At 39.8% G+C, this 19719-nt stretch carries 15 protein-coding genes and 1 riboswitch; of the genes, 8 read left to right on the plus strand and 7 right to left on the minus strand.

Annotated features, from left to right (window positions below):
- Positions 1-392: 392 nt before the first annotated feature.
- The 3 genes from ACJJVZ_RS12670 to ACJJVZ_RS12680 all read right to left on the minus strand — a co-directional run bounded on the left by ACJJVZ_RS12670 (position 393) and on the right by ACJJVZ_RS12680 (position 3874).
- A complete protein-coding gene (locus ACJJVZ_RS12670; protein WP_193155549.1) occupies positions 393-797 on the minus strand; it encodes a hypothetical protein in 405 nt (134 codons plus the stop codon).
- A gap of 348 nt (positions 798-1145) precedes the next feature.
- Entirely contained in the window at positions 1146-1958 is an 813-nt protein-coding gene (locus tag ACJJVZ_RS12675) for an alpha/beta fold hydrolase (RefSeq protein WP_405600934.1), read from the minus strand.
- A 71-nt stretch (positions 1959-2029) separates the two neighbouring features.
- A complete protein-coding gene (locus tag ACJJVZ_RS12680; RefSeq protein ID WP_182703446.1) occupies positions 2030-3874 on the minus strand; it encodes a hypothetical protein in 1845 nt (614 codons plus the stop codon).
- Positions 3875-4133: 259 nt separating this feature from the next.
- On the opposite strand from ACJJVZ_RS12680, the gene sbcB reads away from it, so the two are divergent.
- Positions 4134-5579 carry an exodeoxyribonuclease I gene (gene sbcB / locus ACJJVZ_RS12685; RefSeq protein WP_405600936.1) on the plus strand — a complete coding sequence of 482 codons (1446 nt, stop codon included), beginning with the start codon at positions 4134-4136 and terminating at the stop codon, positions 5577-5579.
- A 622-nt stretch (positions 5580-6201) separates the two neighbouring features.
- Here the strand turns inward: sbcB and ACJJVZ_RS12690 are convergent.
- Positions 6202-7083 carry an NAD(P)-dependent oxidoreductase gene (locus ACJJVZ_RS12690; RefSeq protein ID WP_138585432.1) on the minus strand — a complete coding sequence of 294 codons (882 nt, stop codon included), beginning with the start codon at positions 7081-7083 and terminating at the stop codon, positions 6202-6204.
- A 121-nt stretch (positions 7084-7204) separates the two neighbouring features.
- Here ACJJVZ_RS12690 and ACJJVZ_RS12695 point away from each other — a divergent pair, with 121 nt between their 5' ends.
- Together ACJJVZ_RS12695 and ACJJVZ_RS12700 are read left to right on the plus strand one after the other, a co-directional pair.
- Positions 7205-7765 carry a glutathione peroxidase gene (locus ACJJVZ_RS12695; protein ID WP_138585433.1) on the plus strand — a complete coding sequence of 187 codons (561 nt, stop codon included), beginning with the start codon at positions 7205-7207 and terminating at the stop codon, positions 7763-7765.
- An 81-nt stretch (positions 7766-7846) separates the two neighbouring features.
- Complete coding sequence (locus tag ACJJVZ_RS12700) at positions 7847-8827, plus strand: 2-hydroxyacid dehydrogenase (RefSeq protein ID WP_405600941.1); 981 nt, start codon at positions 7847-7849, stop codon at positions 8825-8827.
- A gap of 95 nt (positions 8828-8922) precedes the next feature.
- Here the strand turns inward: ACJJVZ_RS12700 and ACJJVZ_RS12705 are convergent, their stop codons facing one another.
- Positions 8923-10245 carry a sodium-dependent transporter gene (locus ACJJVZ_RS12705; RefSeq protein ID WP_405600944.1) on the minus strand — a complete coding sequence of 441 codons (1323 nt, stop codon included), beginning with the start codon at positions 10243-10245 and terminating at the stop codon, positions 8923-8925.
- A 139-nt stretch (positions 10246-10384) separates the two neighbouring features.
- On the opposite strand from ACJJVZ_RS12705, the gene ACJJVZ_RS12710 reads away from it, so the two are divergent.
- A complete protein-coding gene (locus tag ACJJVZ_RS12710; RefSeq protein WP_405600945.1) occupies positions 10385-11143 on the plus strand; it encodes a 4'-phosphopantetheinyl transferase family protein in 759 nt (252 codons plus the stop codon).
- 59 nt (positions 11144-11202) lie between these two features.
- Here the strand turns inward: ACJJVZ_RS12710 and lysC are convergent, their stop codons facing one another.
- Entirely contained in the window at positions 11203-12606 is a 1404-nt protein-coding gene (lysC, locus tag ACJJVZ_RS12715; RefSeq protein WP_405600947.1) for a lysine-sensitive aspartokinase 3, read from the minus strand.
- A 75-nt stretch (positions 12607-12681) separates the two neighbouring features.
- Positions 12682-12854, minus strand: a riboswitch (Lysine riboswitch).
- 101 nt (positions 12855-12955) lie between these two features.
- Entirely contained in the window at positions 12956-14203 is a 1248-nt protein-coding gene (nhaD, locus tag ACJJVZ_RS12720) for a sodium:proton antiporter NhaD (protein WP_405600949.1), read from the minus strand.
- Between the two features lie 222 nt (positions 14204-14425).
- Here nhaD and ACJJVZ_RS12725 point away from each other — a divergent pair, with 222 nt between their 5' ends.
- From ACJJVZ_RS12725 to ACJJVZ_RS12740, 4 genes are all read left to right on the plus strand, one after another.
- Entirely contained in the window at positions 14426-15697 is a 1272-nt protein-coding gene (locus ACJJVZ_RS12725; protein WP_405600951.1) for a hypothetical protein, read from the plus strand.
- A 5-nt stretch (positions 15698-15702) separates the two neighbouring features.
- Entirely contained in the window at positions 15703-16266 is a 564-nt protein-coding gene (locus tag ACJJVZ_RS12730; protein WP_077538156.1) for a condensin complex protein MksE, read from the plus strand.
- Positions 16263-19037, plus strand: a complete 2775-nt coding sequence (locus ACJJVZ_RS12735) for an ATPase (RefSeq protein WP_077538157.1) — start codon at positions 16263-16265, stop codon at positions 19035-19037. Before ACJJVZ_RS12730 ends, ACJJVZ_RS12735 begins: the two co-directional genes overlap by 4 nt.
- 96 nt (positions 19038-19133) lie before the next feature.
- On the plus strand, positions 19134-19685 hold the full coding sequence (locus ACJJVZ_RS12740) for a DUF4136 domain-containing protein (protein ID WP_405600955.1): 552 nt from the start codon (positions 19134-19136) through the stop codon (positions 19683-19685).
- Positions 19686-19719 lie beyond the last annotated feature (34 nt).

A 19719-nucleotide genomic window follows, 5' to 3' on the forward strand; every position in this document is an offset into this window, starting at 1 on the left:
TCAAGCAATTAAGTTCAATGAAATAGCCAATCGCTGAGCAGTTTTTTTATATCTAATTGTTGTAAAATTTTTATTAACGATTAATTACTTATGCAATAGCCACTTTTATTATTTTAGGGAATGACACACGACCACACAGTTAATACCTTTACGATGTTCATGATCATACTTACCGTCAGTGAATTCGTACCACATTATGATACAAAGTGTTAATTAAACAACCTAAATTGTTAATTTAATATTCATTTTTAGATTTTAGCTCTAAATCGTAAATAGTTTAAAAACGTTAAATACAAAAAAGCCGATGTTGGGGGTTAACCCAACATCGGCTTTTTTGTATTATTTTATAAAGTGCTTTAGTTAAGCGCCTTATAAAACGTCATGTAATAATTTTATAACGACAATTCTTCTTTAGCGCGAGTTAAATTGTGCGATACCATAGTGCTGCTAGACATTTTTGCAGCTTCATATAAATCAGCAAGGGCACCTGTGTCATTATTCGCTTTTAAACGTGCAACACCACGGTTGCTTAATGCGAATGACGTAAGCTGGCGTACTTTAAATTTAGGGCCATCAGCGTCTTTTAAAAGCGCAATTGCTTGTGTACAAATTGCTTCAGCTTCTGCATAATTTTTCGACTTAACATTCAGTGCGCAGCTGTTAAATGATTGCTCAAGTGGCTGTGGCGCTGTTGCAGTTTCAATAACCATTAATTTGTAATCACTTTGCTCAGCCATTGCAGCAGCTGAACATGTAAGTAGTGAGCTAAGAGCGATAGTTTTGATAAGTGTTTTCATGGTCGTAGTCCTGTTATGCCGATTGTTTAAATTAGTGAGCTTTTTTAGCGTCAAGAAAATAGCTTAATAACAAGTCAAAAAATATGAAATATAGTCGTTCTATATAAGTAATTTTTAACGCAGTTAGTGAGTTATTTAATTCGCTAAAATGATCATGTTTTAATAAAATTGGTATTAGTTAGCCGTGCTTGTTGCCGACAACTGAACTTTAGAGAATTAATACAAAACCGACAAACGATTAAAACAAACCTAATAAGTGAATAAATCTAACCTATAGACTTTAGTCTAATGCCAAACTACTAATTTACGGTAATTGGTATTTATACAATCAACAACCAAACCCACACCTTATTTAGTACGCTCAAGCAACTTAATTACTTGGGCTACAACCATTTCTGGCTCATCATTTTGCGGGTAGTGATAGCTTTTATTTGTTATTACTATTTCACCTCGAGGAAAGGCATTAGCCCACTTTGAATGTAAGTCGCCCCACATTTCACGCGCTTTGTCGGTAAAAAATAATACAGATGGCTTTTTATACTTTTTAACTGAGGCAATTACTGTCACGGGTATATCAGCAATTTGTGGATAATCAGGCAGTGGACGTTTTGCCCAAAAATCTAAATACTGATTCGACATTCCATTTTTCATATCGTCGAGCTTTATGGCTGCAATTTCTTTTTCAGCGCGTGGCAAATCAATCGCGCGCATAATATCTACATCGTGCTCCGATCCAGGCTCAATCAACATCAACGCTTTAACCTGATTAGGGTATGTTGCAGCAAATACACGTGCAATATAAGCACCATAAGAATGCGCAACATATACAACAGGCTCTTCTATTTTCAGTGTTTTGAGTAATAATAAAGCTTCTGCTGCATATTCTTCTGAGCTATAGTTTTTCTTTATTTGTGCAGAACCGCCATTACCAATACGAGAATATCGTATAACTTTAGCGTGTTGAATCAGTGATTCAAAAACCGGATCCCAATCACTTAAACCAGCAGAACCACCCGCTTCAAGTAAAATAGTATGTTTACCTTTACCAGCTAGCTCGTATTCAACGTCAAAGCCATTTACTTGAACTTTAGCCAGTTTAGCTAAAGCACTAGTAGATATAAAAAGTGAGTAGAGTAATGTTATTTTTAACTTTAATTTCATTGCATTAGGTAGATTTTTCTTTTATTAAATTAACTGATTTTTTAAGTTAGTACATGCCTTTAGTATCTGCCTTAAATATTCTTGGCTATTAACTCTGCTTTTAGCAAACCACCTTTAGTAAGTAACTTAGGAGCGAAACTTGGGTTACGTTTAGATTTGTAAGCATCAAGTATTAACTTAAGACCATGCGCTTCTAACAATGAGATATTTACTTCAGTATCCATTTCGGCGGACTCAATGAAATCATCTGAAAAGCTGGGCGCGATTATCAACACTTGTGCAACTCGTTTACCCTGGTTTTCTGCGCGAGTTACATAGGCTTTTACTTGCCGCGACGTTGTTGAATATTTGGCGAAATCTCCATTTTTACAGGTTTTTGCTTCACCTATAATTATGTCGTTATCACTTAGTGAAATTACGATATCTGCTTTATCTTTAGCAGTATTTAAATCTTTACGAAGGTCCTCGTCGATATTTAGCTCTAGTAGTTCAAAAATTGCTTTTGTGACTTCTTCAAACTTAACACCAATATCTGCTTCTGTTACATCTGCACCAACTTCCCTAAGAGTATTGATATCACGACGCGCTAATGCGTCGTAATTTTCAATTAGTTTATCGGTCGCATTAGCAAAGCTTTCTAAAATAGCAAAACGCGCATTACCACGTTTAGATAGCCCCATACTATCTCGAACTTCTCTTACTTCATCATTTGAAAGTAAATATAAAATATCATGAGGTGTGATACTCAAGGCACGTAATTTTTCAGTATCTATTATTTCATTAGCTTCAAGCTCAAATGCTTCTTTAAGCACTACTTGCATTGTTGGAAAATGTTCTTCTAATGTTTTTAGAAGCTGCTTAAATCCACTAGCGCTGAGGGAATCAAACTCCTTTTCTGTTGCACCTGATAGCGATGATAGTATTAAACTAATACGCTCATCTAAAGTAGTGCCAAGTTTTTCAGTGTCAATTTCTAAGTCTTGAATTAACTGTTTTAAGCGCTCTTTACGTTGATTTTGATTATCTTCAAGACTGTGGATATCATCTGATAGTAATCTAGCTGCGCTAAGCCCTGAATGAATAATTGTTTGAATCTTATCAGTTCGGCTTACGCCTCTTATTTTACGACCATGCGCTTTAAGTGCATTTGAAAGCTCAGCGTCAGTAAGAGTTCTGAGGATTCTTAATATATATTTATCGGCTAAATCTTTCCCTTGAATTTCATTAAGTAAAGTTACTATTTCATCTGGAATGAACACTTCTTGGCGTTTTTTACTTATAAACAATAACCCCATGTCCCTCAGACTATTTAAAGCATCCAGCACTCCATTTTTAGGAATAACATCGACTAAATGCTCTACAGCAGCGCATTCATCTGTTGTTAAATTCAACTCATCTGCAAGCACATTCAGAATGCTTCGCTCATCGTCAGTTACTTTAGCATCGCGATTATTCTTTTCATCATTAAAGTATGCTTCTTTCATGCATGCATGATAAATTTTCAAGGCCCGATTTCTTTCTAAAATGCTTTCAGTTGAATTTTGTTGAATATAATCTTTAAGCTCTTTTGAGAGCCTTGATAACTCAGCCCACTCTTTCTCATAAAGCGATTCAATCCAGCTAATTCGAGCAACTCCATTCCCGTCACGACTCAAAATATTAACTAGCAAGTTGAGTTGTGCTGTACTCATTAATATTTGATCTTTTACAGAGCATTTAAAAAAATCTCTGACCGTATGGAATAATTGGGTAATTTCGCTACCAGATGCGTTTTTAATTTGACCGTCAATGTTGTCTATTGTTTTAGCTAGTTTTTTATTATTCTTAGCAGCATCAGAACAAAGGCGGTCGAGACACGAAATGAATTTAGATTTTTCGACTTGGTTAACAATTGATAAAACTTGATTGAGTTTCATTTTTACAGAGTCCTTTCATATAATATGATTACAAATGTAACAGTTAATTTTATTCGCAGCAATAAAGCCCACTTTTGAATTACTTAATTAAGTATAGGTAAGCTCTAGCCCTCAAAATTCAAAAAGCCTAACTAACACCTCATTTCTCACCCAAACCTATAAACTCCCTCGCTCATATGCCATAATCTAAATAATTCATTATTTTAGTAACTTGGCGCGTATTTAGACGCTTTTAAGTTAACTACTCAGGGTTTTCAGCATGGCATATCAAGAGCAAAATCAAGCGACAATCTATTTTCACGACTACGAGACTTGGGGGGCGAGCCCTCAAAAGGATAAGCCGAGCCAATTTGCGGGTATTCGTACCGATCTTGATTTAAATATTATTGGCGAGCCGCTTATTGAATATTGCAAGCCGCAAGCCGATTACTTACCTCACCCTGAGGCGTGTTTAATTACGGGTATTACGCCACAAGTGGCGATGAAAAAAGGCTTGGTGGAGGCCGAGTTTATAGCAAAAATTCATGCCGAATTTAGTGTGCCAAACACCTGTGTTGCCGGTTACAACAGTATTCGGTTTGATGACGAAGTAAGCCGTTATAGCTTTTACCGTAATTTTTACGACCCGTACGAGCGCGAATATAAAAACAATAATAGCCGCTGGGATATTATTGATTTGGTCCGTGCTTGTTACGCGCTGCGACCTGAAGGCATTGAATGGCCGTTAAAAGAAGATGGCAGCCCAAGCTTTAAGCTAGAGCATTTAACGGTAGCTAATGGTATTGAACACGCTGCGGCGCACGATGCACTAAGCGATGTAACCGCCACTATTGCATTGGCTAAATTAATAAAAGAAAAACAACCAAAGCTGTATAACTTCTTTTTTGGGCTGCGTAATAAAAAAGCGCTCGCTGAATTGGTTGATGTATTTAACATGACCCCGCTGGTGCATACCTCGTCGCGCATACCTGCAACACAAGGCTGTACAAGCTGGGTTGCACCAATGAGCTTTCATCCGGTAAATAAAAACGCGGTTATTTGTTTTGATTTAACTCAAAGCCCGCAAGTACTCATTGATTTAAACGTAGAAGAATTACGCAAACGCTTATACACCAAACGTGTAGATTTAGCCGAGGACGACTTACCTGTTGGTTTAAAATTAGTGCATTTAAACAAGTGCCCTATTTTAGCCCCAGCTAAAACATTATTGCCTGAAAACGCCGCACGTCTTGGGATTGACCGCGAGCAGTGCTTAGCTAACTTAGCTATTTTAAAAGCCAATACCGAGCTTCGCGATAAAGTAACCGAAGTGTTTAACGAAAAAGGCGATTACAGCGCAACCACTAACGTTGATTACTTACTTTACGATGGTTTTACAAGCCATGCCGACAAGGCTAAATTTGCGATTATTCGTGATGCAAAACCAGACGAATTAGCTGGGTTGAAGTTAGACTTTGAAGATAAAAAGTTTAATACGTTGTTGTTTAGATACCGCGCCCGTAACTGGCCTGAAACGCTAAACCAGCAAGAGCTTGACCAATGGCGCCAGTATTGCCAAAACAAGTTAATGCACGGGGAAGATCAACCGTCGATTAACGCGCAAGATTTTATGATCACCCTTGAAAATTTAGCGCATGAACATGACGACAGCGAAAAAAATCTGACTATTTTAAAGGCGCTGTATAACTACGCACAAAGCATGTGATTCGGTGTAGACGTGCTTATACAACGCATATAAAAACGCGACGCTATAGTAATTTAAGCGTCGCGTTTTTTGTTTGAATTTTTATGGGCTTCGCCCATCACGCAAGTAAGCTTTGCGTCTACAAGTAAAAATCACAGCTACACTTTGGCGGTAGACGTCGAGCTTGCTCACGTGAAAAGCACAGCTTTTAATATCTTTATTATTTTATAAACTGTGTTTTTATATGTAAGCAAGCTTCGCGTCTACAAGTAAAAAACACAGCTACACTTTGGCGGTAGACGTCGAGCTTGCTCACGTGAAAAGCGCAGCTTTTAATATCTTTATCATTTTAAAAACTACGTTTTTATACGCAAGCAAGCTTCGCGTCTACAAGTAAAAATCATAACTACACTTTGGCAGTAGACGTCGAGCTTGCTCACGTAAAAAGTGCGGCTTTTAATATCTTTACCATTTTAAAAACTACGTTTTTATACGCAAGTAAGCTTTGCGTCTACAAGTAAAAATCACAGCTACACTTTGGCGGTAGACGTCGAGCTTGCTCACGTGAAAAGCGCAGCTTTTAATGTCTTTATCATTTTAAAAACTGCGCTTTTATACGCAAGCAAGCTTGCCGTCTACAGCGTTACTTTTTATGTAATGCTTCAATACGTGCTAACAAGCTCGAGGTGTCGTACCTGCCGCCGCCAAGTGCTTGCACATCGGCGTAGTATTGATCGACCGTTGCGGTCATTGGTAAAGTAGCGCCGTTGTTTTTAGCTTCATCGAGCGCAATGCCTAAATCTTTACGCATCCAATCTACGGCAAAGCCAAACTCATATTCCCCTGCCCACATTGTTTTGTAGCGGTTTTCCATTTGCCACGAACCGGCTGCGCCTTTAGATATTGTCTCTATTACTTTTTCACCATCAAGCCCTGCTTGTTTGGCAAAATGTAAGCCTTCGGCTAACCCTTGTACTGCGCCCGCAATACAAATTTGATTAACCATTTTGCATAATTGACCCGAGCCAACGCCGCCTAGTAATTGACTAAAACGGCTAAACGCCGCCATAACTGGCTGCACTTTAGCAAATACGGCTTCACTACCACCCGCCATAACCGTTAATACGCCATTTTCGGCGCCAGCTTGCCCGCCCGAAACTGGTGCATCTATAAAGTCGATATTTTGTAGTTCAGCTTTTGCAGCCACTTCGCGTGCTACTTCGGCAGAGGTTGTAGTGTGATCAACCAAAACAGTGTGCGGCAGCATGCCTGCTAACACGCCGTCGTCGCCATACACTACTGAGCGTAAGTCGTCATCGTTACCAACACACATAAATACGATGTCGGCATTGCTGGCAGCTTCGCGCGGGGTGGGTGCAAAGCTTCCTGAATGTTCTGCAGTCCACGCTTGTGCTTTAGCTTGCGTGCGGTTATAAACGCATACGCTGTGCCCTGCTTTTGCTAAATGCCCCGCCATTGGGTAACCCATTACGCCTAAACCTATAAATGCGACTTTCATTGACATAAAAATGACCTATTTAACTGATAACTTAGAAACTAGGCCTCGATTATGTCAACCGGCTGATAAAAAAGCGAATGAAAGTCTTTATAAAATTTCCTTGATTGGAAAGGTAAGCAGGTAACCTATGGACAGTATTTATCAATTCAATGCACCACTTTACAACAGCGAAAATTTTTCTCTTAGCCAGCTACAGGGAAAAACCATCCTCATTGTAAATACAGCAAGTAAATGTAATTTTTCAGTGCAATTAAGTGCGCTTGAAAGGCTGTATCAACAATATAAAAGCAGCGGATTTACCGTATTGGCATTTCCATGCAATCAATTTGGTCAAAATGAGCCCCTTGATAACTTGGCGATTAAAGACTTTTATCAAGCACAATTTGATGTGTCGTTTGAAATATTTGGTAAGGTTATGGTAAACGGACCTGAAACCCATCCGTTGTTTAATTATTTGAAATCGCATACGCGCGGTATTTCACAAAACCGTGCTGTTAAATGGAACTTCACTAAGTTCTTAATTAACTCGCAAGGACAACTTGTAGCACGTTACGCACCCCGCACCAAGCCAGAAACGCTCAAGCAAGTCATCGAAAGCAATTTACATCAAGCAGGGAAATTAAGCGCAGCAAAAAATGAAAAAAAACCATCCGCTTCAATTCCTTTATTCACTTCGCTTAAGGCTTAATACCAACAGAGTTAATTAGGCACATTTTTGTAAAGTAGTTTAATGTTACTATGATCTTTCTTAAGCGCTGGAGCTATTACCATGAATATTGCTTTTTTTAGTACTCAAAAGTACGAACTGCCTTTTTTTGAACAAAGTACACGCGCTCACAGCGCTATAAAAATAACGTATTTTGAGCAAGCACTGAGCGAGCAAACGGCTATTTTAGCAAAAGGCTTTGATGCCATATGCGTATTTGTTAACGACTGCGTAAACGCCGCTGTTATTGAGCAGTTGGCAAACTTAGGCATAAATACTATTTTGCTGCGCTGTGCTGGATTTAATAATGTTGATTTACCAGTAGCAAAAGCACATAACTTAAATGTATTGCGCGTGCCAGCATACAGCCCCGAAGCTGTTGCCGAGCATTGTATCGCGCTCATGCTAACACTTAGCCGCAAAACGCATAAAGCGTATAACCGCGTACGCGAAGACAACTTTGATTTAAACGGATTGCTTGGTTTTAACTTGCACAATAAAACAGTGGGTATTGTTGGCTGCGGCAAAATTGGCCTTGCGCTGTGTAACATATTAAATGGCTTTGGTGCCAAAGTATTAGTGTGCGATCCCTGCGCGCAACCTGGCAATTACACCATTACCGATTTAGATTCGCTGCTAACTCAAAGCGATATTATCTCACTGCACTGCCCACTAACGGCTCAAACTCACCATTTAATAAATGATGAAGCATTTAATAAAATGAAACCAGGCGTTATGCTCATTAACACCTCACGCGGCGCATTACTAAATAGCAAAGCGTGTATTAATGCGCTAAAAACTAAAAAACTAGGTTATTTAGGGCTCGATGTTTACGAGCAAGAATCAGAGCTGTTTTTTAAAAATCACAGCGACGAAATAAACCAAGACGATATATTCTCGCGCTTAGTGAGTTTTAAAAATGTTTTAATAACAGGTCATCAGGGCTTTTTTACGCAAGAAGCACTTACCGAAATAGCAAACATAACCCTACTTAACGCGCTTGAAGTAAATGAAGGTAAACCTCTAACTAATGAAGTTTTATAAAGACCTTGGCTATACCTAAATAACAGGCACAAAAAAAGCGAAGTGCGTTTTAAACTCACTTCGCTTTATTAATTTATTTTAGGGCTTAGATAAAATCAACCAAACGCGACGTTCGCAAACACTAAAGTCATTAATATTGGGCAAACAAAACGTATATATTGAGCAAACCAATAATGTACACCAGTTGTTGCTTGATGTAATTTATTGCCACGCTGCCACATCCACCCTACTGTAATAAAGTAAAACAAGCCCATAAGCGGCAATTGGTATTGAGTGAATAGCATAATGACTAAGCCAAATAACCAGTCAAAATTTAATATAATCGCACTTGCACACACAAGCACAACGGCGCTAACTGCCCATGTAGCTTTGCTGCGGCTAACACTGTGATTTTCGACTAAAAATGCTACCGGAATTTCAGTGGTTGAAATAGTTGACGTAACCGATGCTATCGACATTAATACAAAGAATAATAAGCCCACTAATAAGCCAACTTCGCCCATCGCACTGAATAGCTGCGGTAAAATAGCAAAAATAAGTTGCCCTTCGCCAATCAGTTTACCATCGTTAAATACTTCAACGCCGTTACTTTGCGCTACATAAATAGCCGGCACAATTAATAAACCCGCTAAAAACGCGACACTTGTATCAAGCAAAGCAACACTTACGGTAAGCTTTGGTAAGTTGGCACCTGGCTGTAAATACGAGCCATAAATCATCATGCAACCCACACCTAGTGAGAGCGAAAAGAACGCTTGTCCCATTGCCGCAATAATTAAATCAGGGTCGAATATTTGGCTAAAATCAGGAATTAAATACGCAGCAAAGCCTTCGCTTGCGCCTTCAAGCGTTGCAATGTAAGCAATTAAACTTATAAGTAGCACTAATAAAAGCGGCATTAAACGGCGCGACCAGGTTTCGATTCCCGACTTAACACCTTTTAAAATAATGCTGGCGGTTAAAACAAGCATAAGCGGCGTAAATACAAAATTACGCAGCACTGAGTCACTATGTAAAAATTCGCTTGCCCCTGTGAAACCTAAAAAGGTTGTTATGGGTTCAATAGCGTACGAGAGCATCCACCCTGCCACTATTGAGTAAAAACTGAGCATAACAACTGCGCCGGCAAGGCCAATATACCCTGCTGCTGCACCTACTTTGCGATTAGTGTTTTGCCATGCATCGCCCAACGCTCTTACAGGATTAGCTTGCGCGTTATGCCCTAAATACAGTTCGGTATACAGCGCCGGAAGCGCAAGTAAAAATATTACGATAAAGTAAACCAGTAAAAATGCGCCGCCACCATGATTGGCTGCTTGCGTAGGAAAACCCCAAATATTACCTAAACCGACTGCTGCGCCAGCAGCCGCTAAAACAAAACCAAGTCGGCTTTGAAACCCATCACGCACTTGTGCCATACATCTACAAATCTGTTATTATTTTGATTATTGTGAATTAAACCATATTTCATGCCAGCTGAGTAATAAAATTGCTCGTTGTATAAATAAGCACTGTTAACCGCTCATAATTACAGCGGCTCACTCACTTTAAGCATTTATGACCACACATTATTTTGAAAACACATTAAGCATTACCTCAACTCAATTGGCGAAGTTACCGTTAGCTAATCACAGTATTTTACTCTTTAATGCTAAAACACTTGAGCTTAGTGACTTTAATTTGCCTGATTGCTTAAGCTCATTTGAGCTATCAGTTATAAACCGTAGAAAAAGCCCGCAAGCTAAGCAAGAATATTTAGCTTCGCGGTTATTGTTAAAACACCTTATTAAAATAACGCAGCCGCAATATGTGCTCGTAGCGCTTAATAAAATGAGTACAGAATTTGACGAGACAAGCTCAAAACTGAAAATACACGTGGGTGATGATGTTATTAATACCTGTATTTCGCATTCGCATGGTTTAGTTGGGGTCGCGCTTAACCTTGATAAAAGTGAATTTGGTTTTGATATTGAAAAAGTAAGCTTAAAGCGCCCATTTGAAAAACTCGCCAAGCATTTTTATCATAATGATGAAATTACACTTATCACTAAGTCTACCAAAATCCAAACCCAAGCAGATACATTTTTTAGAATTTGGACATTAAAAGAGTCACTTGCTAAGGCCACCAGCCGCCCCATTGCAAAGCTACTTAGCCCTAATGTGTTTGACGAATTAAATAGTGCAAAGCTGAGTGCTAGCAGCAATCGCGTTGCGGTAACTAATAGTAGAGAGAGCAATGTTTGTTTTGATGTAAGTGTGGTGCATAAAAAAAGCATCGACTGGCGATGCTTTTTATTAAGTGACTTTGTTAATTAATTTTGTTAACTGATTTTACTAGGTAATTTTACTAGTTGATTTTCCTGAATAACCGTTACTTACGCAGCAAAATCATTTTCTAATAAACGGCTATGAATAGATTGCACTACGTTATCTGACTCAGTTTGCTCTACTAAAAAGCACAAGTTGTGTTTACTCGCACCGTGACAAATTAATCGAATATTAAAGTCTTTTAGTACACTCATTAAGTTCATTTCGTGTTGGCGTAATTGAATCTCAGAGCCAATAAGTGCCACCAATGTTAGGTTATTTTCTACCGACACATGGCAAAACTCTGCAAGCTTATCTAGGCATTCTTGATCAAGCTCTGGGCGCGAGGCGTTTTGCGCGTTATCAAGCGTTATGGCTACGCTGATTTCTGAGGTGGTAACCAAATCTACCGATATATTGTATTCGCTTAATAGCGTAAATACGCGGGCTAAAAAGCCGCTTGCTAGGAGCATTTCTGGGCTTTTAAGGGTAAGCAATATTTGATTTTTGCGTTGTGTTACTGCGCGTATACCTGGTTGTTGCGACTTTTCGCGCTCAATCCATGTACCACCACGTTCTGGCTCGCGGCTCGAACCAACAAATACGTTAATGTGACTACGGCTTGCGGGTAAAATAGTTGCGGGGTGCAATACTTTTGCACCAAAGGTCGCCATTTCAGCGGCTTCGTCAAAGCTTAAGCGTGCAATTGGTGTCGCTTTTGCGCACAAACGCGGATCGGTGCTAAAAATACCCACAACGTCAGTCCAAATATGCACGCTTTTAGCATTAATTGCTTCAGCCAATAGTGCTGCACTGTAGTCTGAACCACCTCGTCCTAGCGTTGTGGTTTGGCCGTACTCGTCACTGCCAATAAAGCCCTGAGTCACAATTACTTGAGCATCTAACAGCGGGATTAAATGTTCTCTAGCGGCTTGCGCTGTGGCTGCAACATTGGGTGTTGCTTTACCAAATTGGCTATCAGTTTTAAGCACCTTGCGCACATCAAAGCGATCTGCGTTTAAACCTTGTGAACGAAGCACCTGAGCAAACAAATACGACGACAAACGCTCACCAAAGCTAAGTAGCTCGTCGTGTTGTTGATCGGTTGTTAGTGACTCTTGAGCTAATGTTTGAAATGCCTTTAGGGTTTCGTTAAAGCCAACCGCTAAATCGGCATCTAGCGATAATTCATCTAAAATAGTGTGTTGAATAGCAAGCACGCCGTTTATGTGCTCTTGGCGCTCACTTGAGGTAATACTTGATTTACAAAGTGCAACTAAGTGGTTAGTTACGCCGGCACTGGCGCTCACGGCAACAATACGTACGCTTTTATCTGCAACAATAATTTCGCTACAGCGACTCATCGCTTCAAAGTTTGCAACACTGGTTCCGCCAAATTTGGCAACGATGTAATCTGATTTTGCGCTTAACTCTGTTTGAGGCACTGTTTGTGGCGCTGGTTGGGTAGTCATTTAGTCTCCTTTCGCGATATCCAAATCGCAATAAAACAAGAAGAACTTGGCAAAGGAATGCTTGAAGATAAGTCCACTGCCAGAAGCTCTCCACCTATATTGGTGACAGTTTTGAGGATTCAGCCCCATAAACCGAAAAACAATGACGACGTATCATTATTTTTCTCGGCGAGTACTTCCCTCCTTAATGATCATCGGCTCTCGTCGCCTACCATTAAGTACCTAAGTATCGCACCTCTTCTGAATGTTTTATTAACCAGTGGCTAATAAAACAAAACCCCACTAAGTAGCGGGGCTTTGAAAGTTATCGTTTAGACGTCTAGCTGTCAAGCATTTAATAATTTATGAGTTAAATAAAACTGCCCATATAATACGAGCCCGCATATCCAACCGTGTAACAAATTAATAAATGCAGCGATAAACGCAAGTAGCTCATAAAGGTAAGTGCTTTAACTTTGCTCATGGCAATAATGCCCGCAGCCGAGCCAATGATCAGCATTGAACCGCCCACGCCCGTTGCATAAGTAAACGACAACCAGTGTTGTTGGCTCATTACTATATCGGCTTTTAATAAAGCAGCAGTAAGCGGTACGTTATCGACCCCTGCTGATAATATGCCCATTAAGTAGTTTGCGTACTCGGGGGCCATTACCGTGTATAGATCGGTAAATTTACTTAGCATACCAATTTCTTTTAGTGCGCCAACAAGCAGCAGTACACCAACAAAAAATAACAATGTGTCGTATTCTATATCGCGAACAAAGTCGATTATGTCTTTGTTAATGTCTTTTTTGCGCATTAAAAATTGCGCGACTAAAAACATCACTGATAAGCCAAACAAAAAGGTAAGTAAAGGCGGTACGCTGTAAATTACACTCAGGGTAAGTGTGCTCACTACGGTAGATAAAAATATAACAGCAATGGTAATGTCGGTTTTTTCTATTCGGGTTTTACCCGCACCGGCAAACTCAACACGCCCTTTCATACCGATAGACAATAGCGCGGCTAGTAGCATAACACTTGCAAGTGCTGGCGCGATAAGTAGTAGTAAATGACCTATGGTTACTTTTCCATCTAAAAATATCATCAGTGTGGTTACGTCGCCTGTTATTAGCGATACCCCACCTGAGTTAACCCCAAACACGATAAGCGTGGTATATTTAATGAGTTTTTTAGGTTCAAGTTTTAACGACATTACAACGGCTAAAGAGATAAGCGTAGCCGTTACATTATCTGAAATCGACGAAAACAAAAACGCAAAGCCACCTACCAAAAACATTAACTTTCTCTCGCTAATGCTTTTTGGCATAACACGATGAACAATATTTTCTATAAACCCCTTTGAATTTAAATACGCGACAAAGGTCATTGCAGCCATTAAAAATAGCCATAATGAGGCAATTTCTAAAATATTTTCGTTAAGGAGGTGTTGAACTGAATCGGAGCTTTGTCCGTGAAGAGGGTAGATAAAAAGAAGAATCCAGCAAAGCGTACCAAAAAATAATGTAGTTTTAGCTTTGTTGACATGGATTATATCTTCTATAACGATGAGCAAAAATGCAATCGCTATCAGGGTTAGAATAGTCGAGGAAACCATGGTAGATAAACAACCTTTGATATAGTTTTAAAGAACACGCAAAACAGAACCTTTCGCATGTGTCTGTTTTCGGCGCGGATTTTAGCACTGCCGCCGTGCAAAAACTATTATTAAATGGTCTTAAAAACGAATACTATATACAGACAAGGTTAATTAAAAACACGTAATAATGAGTATAAACTCGATACTCAATAATAAAATACTAGGATGTAGTAACGCCTTATGATCCCAGCAAAAAAGCTACTTAATACCTTAACCGAACATTGGGGTGTATTAGAGCTGTTATTTAAACGTTTTAAAATGGCTGACTTTAGCCTAAAAGACGTACAAAACACGATTAAGCAAAAGCAACCTACGTGGTCAAACGAACGAATTTACAGAGAAACAAATCGTTTATTAAACCAAGATATTTTAATTCCACTGGCTAAATCTTCTCAACTTGAAATAAATCGTGCCATTGCCGATTTTGCCACTTTTTTACTGCAAGAAGAGCACTTAGGCTTAGCGCAAGAAATTAGCGTATTAGTTGACGATCTAGCCCGTTTAGGTAACCGCCTAGATAACGCTGGCGAAATTGAAGACTTTGACGATTTACGCCGCTACAGCCGTATTATGGATGATCGGGTGCGTAAAATAATGAAGCTATACGCACACAACGAAAATGCGATTTTAAACATTGTTGAACAAGCTAAATCTAACAATGCCGTGCAATCGCTGCAAAAGCGTTATAAAGCGGTAACAGAAGCGTTTGACGAATACATAGAGCCAATGCTTGAAATGGTTGATATTCGCGGTGATTTTCATGCGTGTTTTACCCTCATTGAAGAGCAAATAAGTAAGCAAATACTACACATTGAGCGCTCAGGTAAAGCCTACAACGACAAACGTATGCTTGAGCAACTGCGTACTCGTATACTCGAAATGCATTTAATGGGCAGAGAAAGTTTACGTAAAAGTGCCGACATGCTTATGCCACTGCGCGAAGAGCTACGCCGTAATAACTTAATTACTCGCCAAGCATCAAAAGTACTTGGGCTTGTGCGTAAAAATGGCGTAGACAACATGCTAAGCGCAGTACAGCCACACTTTGTGAGCGATGCACAGCGATACTCGCTTGGTCAGCAACGCCATATTGTGGCTTACATGGCAAGCTTGGTTGAATTTGAGCACGAAGAATACCAGTTACCCGATCAACAAGATGTGCCTGCATTTGTAACGCCTAATATTCCTGACTACAACGATGTTAAAACCAGCTTTGCTAAGCGCTTTAATAAAAAACGCAAAAAGCCGCAGCCCTTGCTGCAATTTTTAGACGAAAGCTATCCAGATCTCGATGCCGACGAAATGCTATTTTTGTATCAAAAATTAGTCAGCGACAGCGATATTAAAATAATTCAAAGCGATGAAAAAGCCCGCGTAAACATTGCCGGTCAGTACTTTTCTTTATATCCATTTAATTCAGAGCCTCAGTTAGATACAAAGGCAGATAAGTAACTCTTATGATAGAAACCACTACAACACACATAAACTTAAACGAGCTAACTCATCTACAAGCCATTAATAAAAAATTAGTAGCGGGTTATCACATTTGCGAGCAAGACAACGTAATGTGGCAAGAGCTTGACCAACACATAGAAGACTACACCGCCCTATTTACCGCCCTAGGTCACGATTTAAAACGCGATAGCCGTGGCTTTTATTATTTTGGTAGCGACGAAAGCACGCCAAATATGGGCAAAATATCTCGTGCTATCGCACTCACCATTTACATTTTAATTGAGCACTACGCCAATACGGGTAAAGACCCAATGCGCGCATTGTTTGACGACGTAAACGATTTAGAGCTTATGCAAACGCTGGTGCAAATTAACAAACATTTGTTTGATCAACTTGAGGTGTTTTCGGGCTCAGATCTGCGCAAAGACGTATACCTGCGCATGGTACGCTTAGGTTTAGCCCGCGAAGTAGAAGGCGGCTTTATGCTACAAGCGCCAATTCACCGTTATATTGATGCACTAATGGAAGTAAATGAAGAAACCTACCTAACAGAGGACGAGGAATGAAAAATCTATATGGACTAAGTAAACTCGCCCTACTTAACACCGCAGGCTATGCAAAATGTGTGATCCCGCTTGATAAAAGTAGCTCTATTTGCGCGCCAAATAACACAGGTAAAAGCTCGGTTATTAACGCCCTGCAATTTCCGCTTATTAACGATTTACGCTTAACAGAATGGGACGGGCACGATTTAGATGAAACCCGAAAGTTTTATTTTTCATCCGATCAGTCGTACATTTTACTAGAAGCTAACCTGCCCCATGGCTCGGTAGTCATTGGCGTTGCAGGACTTGGTAAAATTGCCGGTTACGCGCATCAGTACTTTTGCTACCAAGGAAAACTTGATTTAGAGCAGTACACGCAAGGTAAAACCATTATTAAATTTACCAAGCTGTTCAACCATTTAAAATCGCTTAACTACAATCCTATTGAGCTTAAAGCACAAGAGCTAAACGCGCTATTGACTGGCGGTGCAACCCCGTTTGACAGCGACATTAACTTAAAAATGATCCCGCTAAATAATGTCCAAGATTCCGCTATTTATAAAGAAATATTTAGACGTATTCTTAACTTACACAAATTAGGCGCAAGCGACGTAAAACGCTTTATGCTACGCGTGTTTGAACGCCATATGTCAAACTCTAAGGTCGACTTTTATGAAGTATGGCGCCGCTCGTTTGATAAAGTAAATCGCTCAAAACGCGAACTAAAAGCCCTTGAGTCAATGCAAGAGCCAATAGCCGCGCTTGAATCAATGCTTGAAAACCAAACCGTGCTTAAAGGTAAATTAGCGGCGTACGCGCCTAAAATTGACCAAGCACTGATTGATTTTGATACCTATCAAGAGTCGCAACTTAACGAGCTCGGTATAGCCCTTGAAGATATCGAGCACGAAAAACACGAGTTTGAGCAAAAGCAAAGCCTATATGTACAGCAATCGCGCGATATAGAGCGCAGACAAACACAAATTGAGCAGTGGTTTTTAGATTACGATGCGCTTAAAAGCGAGTTTGAACTGGTAAATAAAGCCACGCTTAAAACCAGCCTGACTCAGTTAAAGCAAGATTACGAGTCGCTTTCGCACTCTATAACCAGCGCACAAGGGCAAAGCCTGCACACGCTTGACTACCGCATTAGCGAAACACAAAAACAAATTAAGAGCTTAAAGCTACAACTTAAAAACCTTGAGTTTAATTTGTTTACCCGTATGCGCGAAGACCTCTCATTAAAAGAAGTAGAAGAAATATCGCGCATTTTAAACCCTGATATTCTCTCGTTTGCGACCACCACTAATGGCGATATAACCATTGATGACGAAGACGCGTTTGGGGAGTTTTTATCGCTGTTAAGTGAAAACGTTAAAGGCGGCGTATTAACGCTACCAGGCGCGAGCATTAAGCTTAAAAAGCTCTCGCCAGTGCAAATGCAAAGCGGTGAAAACAAAGAGCAATTAACCGCTCAGCTGAGTGCACTTGAGCATTCACTTAAAGAGTTTAAGCAACAACGTGATGTTGCTGCAAACGTTGCCGACAAGCAAAAAGAAAAAGACGCGTTATACGATGAGCTTATGAGCGCAGAGAGCGCGCTAAAACGCTTAGAGCAATTTGAGGTAATGCAACAGTCGGTTGAAGCGCAAGCCATGCTAAAAGAGCAGTTATTAGCAGAGCGCGAACAAGTTGATGACTACTTGCAAGACATTCAAAAAAATAGTGGCTCAATTGCCGATCGCCGCTCGTTAATTAAATCGAAACAAGAGCAAATTAATCGCCAAACTGAGCGCCTGCGCCAAGTTAAAAGCGAGCGAATTGACCACACACTTGACTTATACAGCGGCAAAGTAACCCCGTATATGATTGATATTACAGTCGACTTTGATAACTTAAGCGATCTTGTTCATCACTTTAATAAAGACTGCCAAGAGCTGCGTAATTTTGACATAAACGTGCGTAATACCTATCTGCATGTATATAACGCCGGTATTACTAAATTCGACAACGAAAACGACGAATACACTAAATACCAAAAGCTGATAAGCGCCTTTCATAATATTGATAACGAACGCGATGCCGTTGAGCGCCAAGCACGTGTTGCGCTTACCGAGGTTGCCGCAACGATTAAAGGCTTGCGAGAAGATTTAGACCGACTTCGCCGAGAAATGAATAGCTTTAACAAAGGCATAAGCCAGCACCGTATTTCAAACCTGCAAGCGTTTAAAATTAACGTCATACCGCGCAAAATGCTGGTTGATAGTATCGATACCATTATCAGCACGTCGCATCAGTTTGAGCAAGGTGACACGCTTGATTTACTTAGCCAAGAACCGTACAGCGAAAGCGCAGTAAACGAAGCAAAAGATCATTTAATTAAACTAGCCTCAGATAAAGCGGGTTTAACACTTACTGATTTATTTGATATTCGTTTTGAAGTAGTTAACCGCGCAGGTGAAACTGAGCACTTTGAAAAAATAGATTCAGCGGGGTCAAACGGCACACGTATTACGATTAAGTTATTGTGTGGCATGTTGTTTATTCGCTACTTATTAAGCGATCAGGAACAAAACCTATACCGTATACCTATTTATATAGATGAAGCAGCTGATATCGATCCACAAAATCAAAAAGCAATTATAGAAACCGCACTAAGTTTTGGCTTTGTGCCTATATTTGCCTCAGTTAAGCCACAAATAAGTTGTGACTATATCGTGCCTATTCGTTCAGTAAAAGACGGCGCACAAAACTGGGTAGATGAAAAAGATTGGATTGAAGTTGAACATTAAACAAAGTGATTAGACTAATATTTAGGACGTTTAAATAATACACATTTTTACTATGTGTGTTATTTTAAATTAATGCATTTTATTGGAGCAAACGTAATGAAAAACATACTTATTGTTGCAGCGCTAGCACTACTAACAGCCTGTACACAAACCCCAGATTGGGATTACGATAAATCGGCCAACTTTAGTAATTTTAAAACATTTGCTTGGGTAGAAAACGCCAGCCTAACCAAAGATACAAATAACTATCAAATTAATGGTCTAATGGAAAAACGTGTTCGCACTGCTGTTAATAAAGAGCTGAGCCAAACATTAGGTATGAGCTTAATGGATGCAGCAAATGCTGATGTACTTGTTAACTATCATGCATCGGTAGATAAAGAGCTTGAAATAGATACCTTTAACGTAGGTTACCGCCACAACTGGGGTTACTGGGGCACTGGATTTGAACGCGATACAACCGCGCGTGAATACGAAGTGGGTACGTTGATTATTGATATTGTAGATCGTGAGTCAAACCAGCTAGTATGGCGCGGCGCAAAAGAAGGCCGTTTAAAGAAAAATCAATCGCCAGAACAGCGTGAAGCATCAATTAATAAAACAGTGAGCGAAATTTTAAGTAACTTCCCGCCGCAAAAACAGCAGTAACTTTAAAGTTTATTTTGAAAAAGCTCACAGTATG

Origin of the sequence: Pseudoalteromonas sp. Ld19, from assembly GCF_045064135.1 — a bacterium.
Classification (GTDB): domain Bacteria; phylum Pseudomonadota; class Gammaproteobacteria; order Enterobacterales; family Alteromonadaceae; genus Pseudoalteromonas; species Pseudoalteromonas aliena.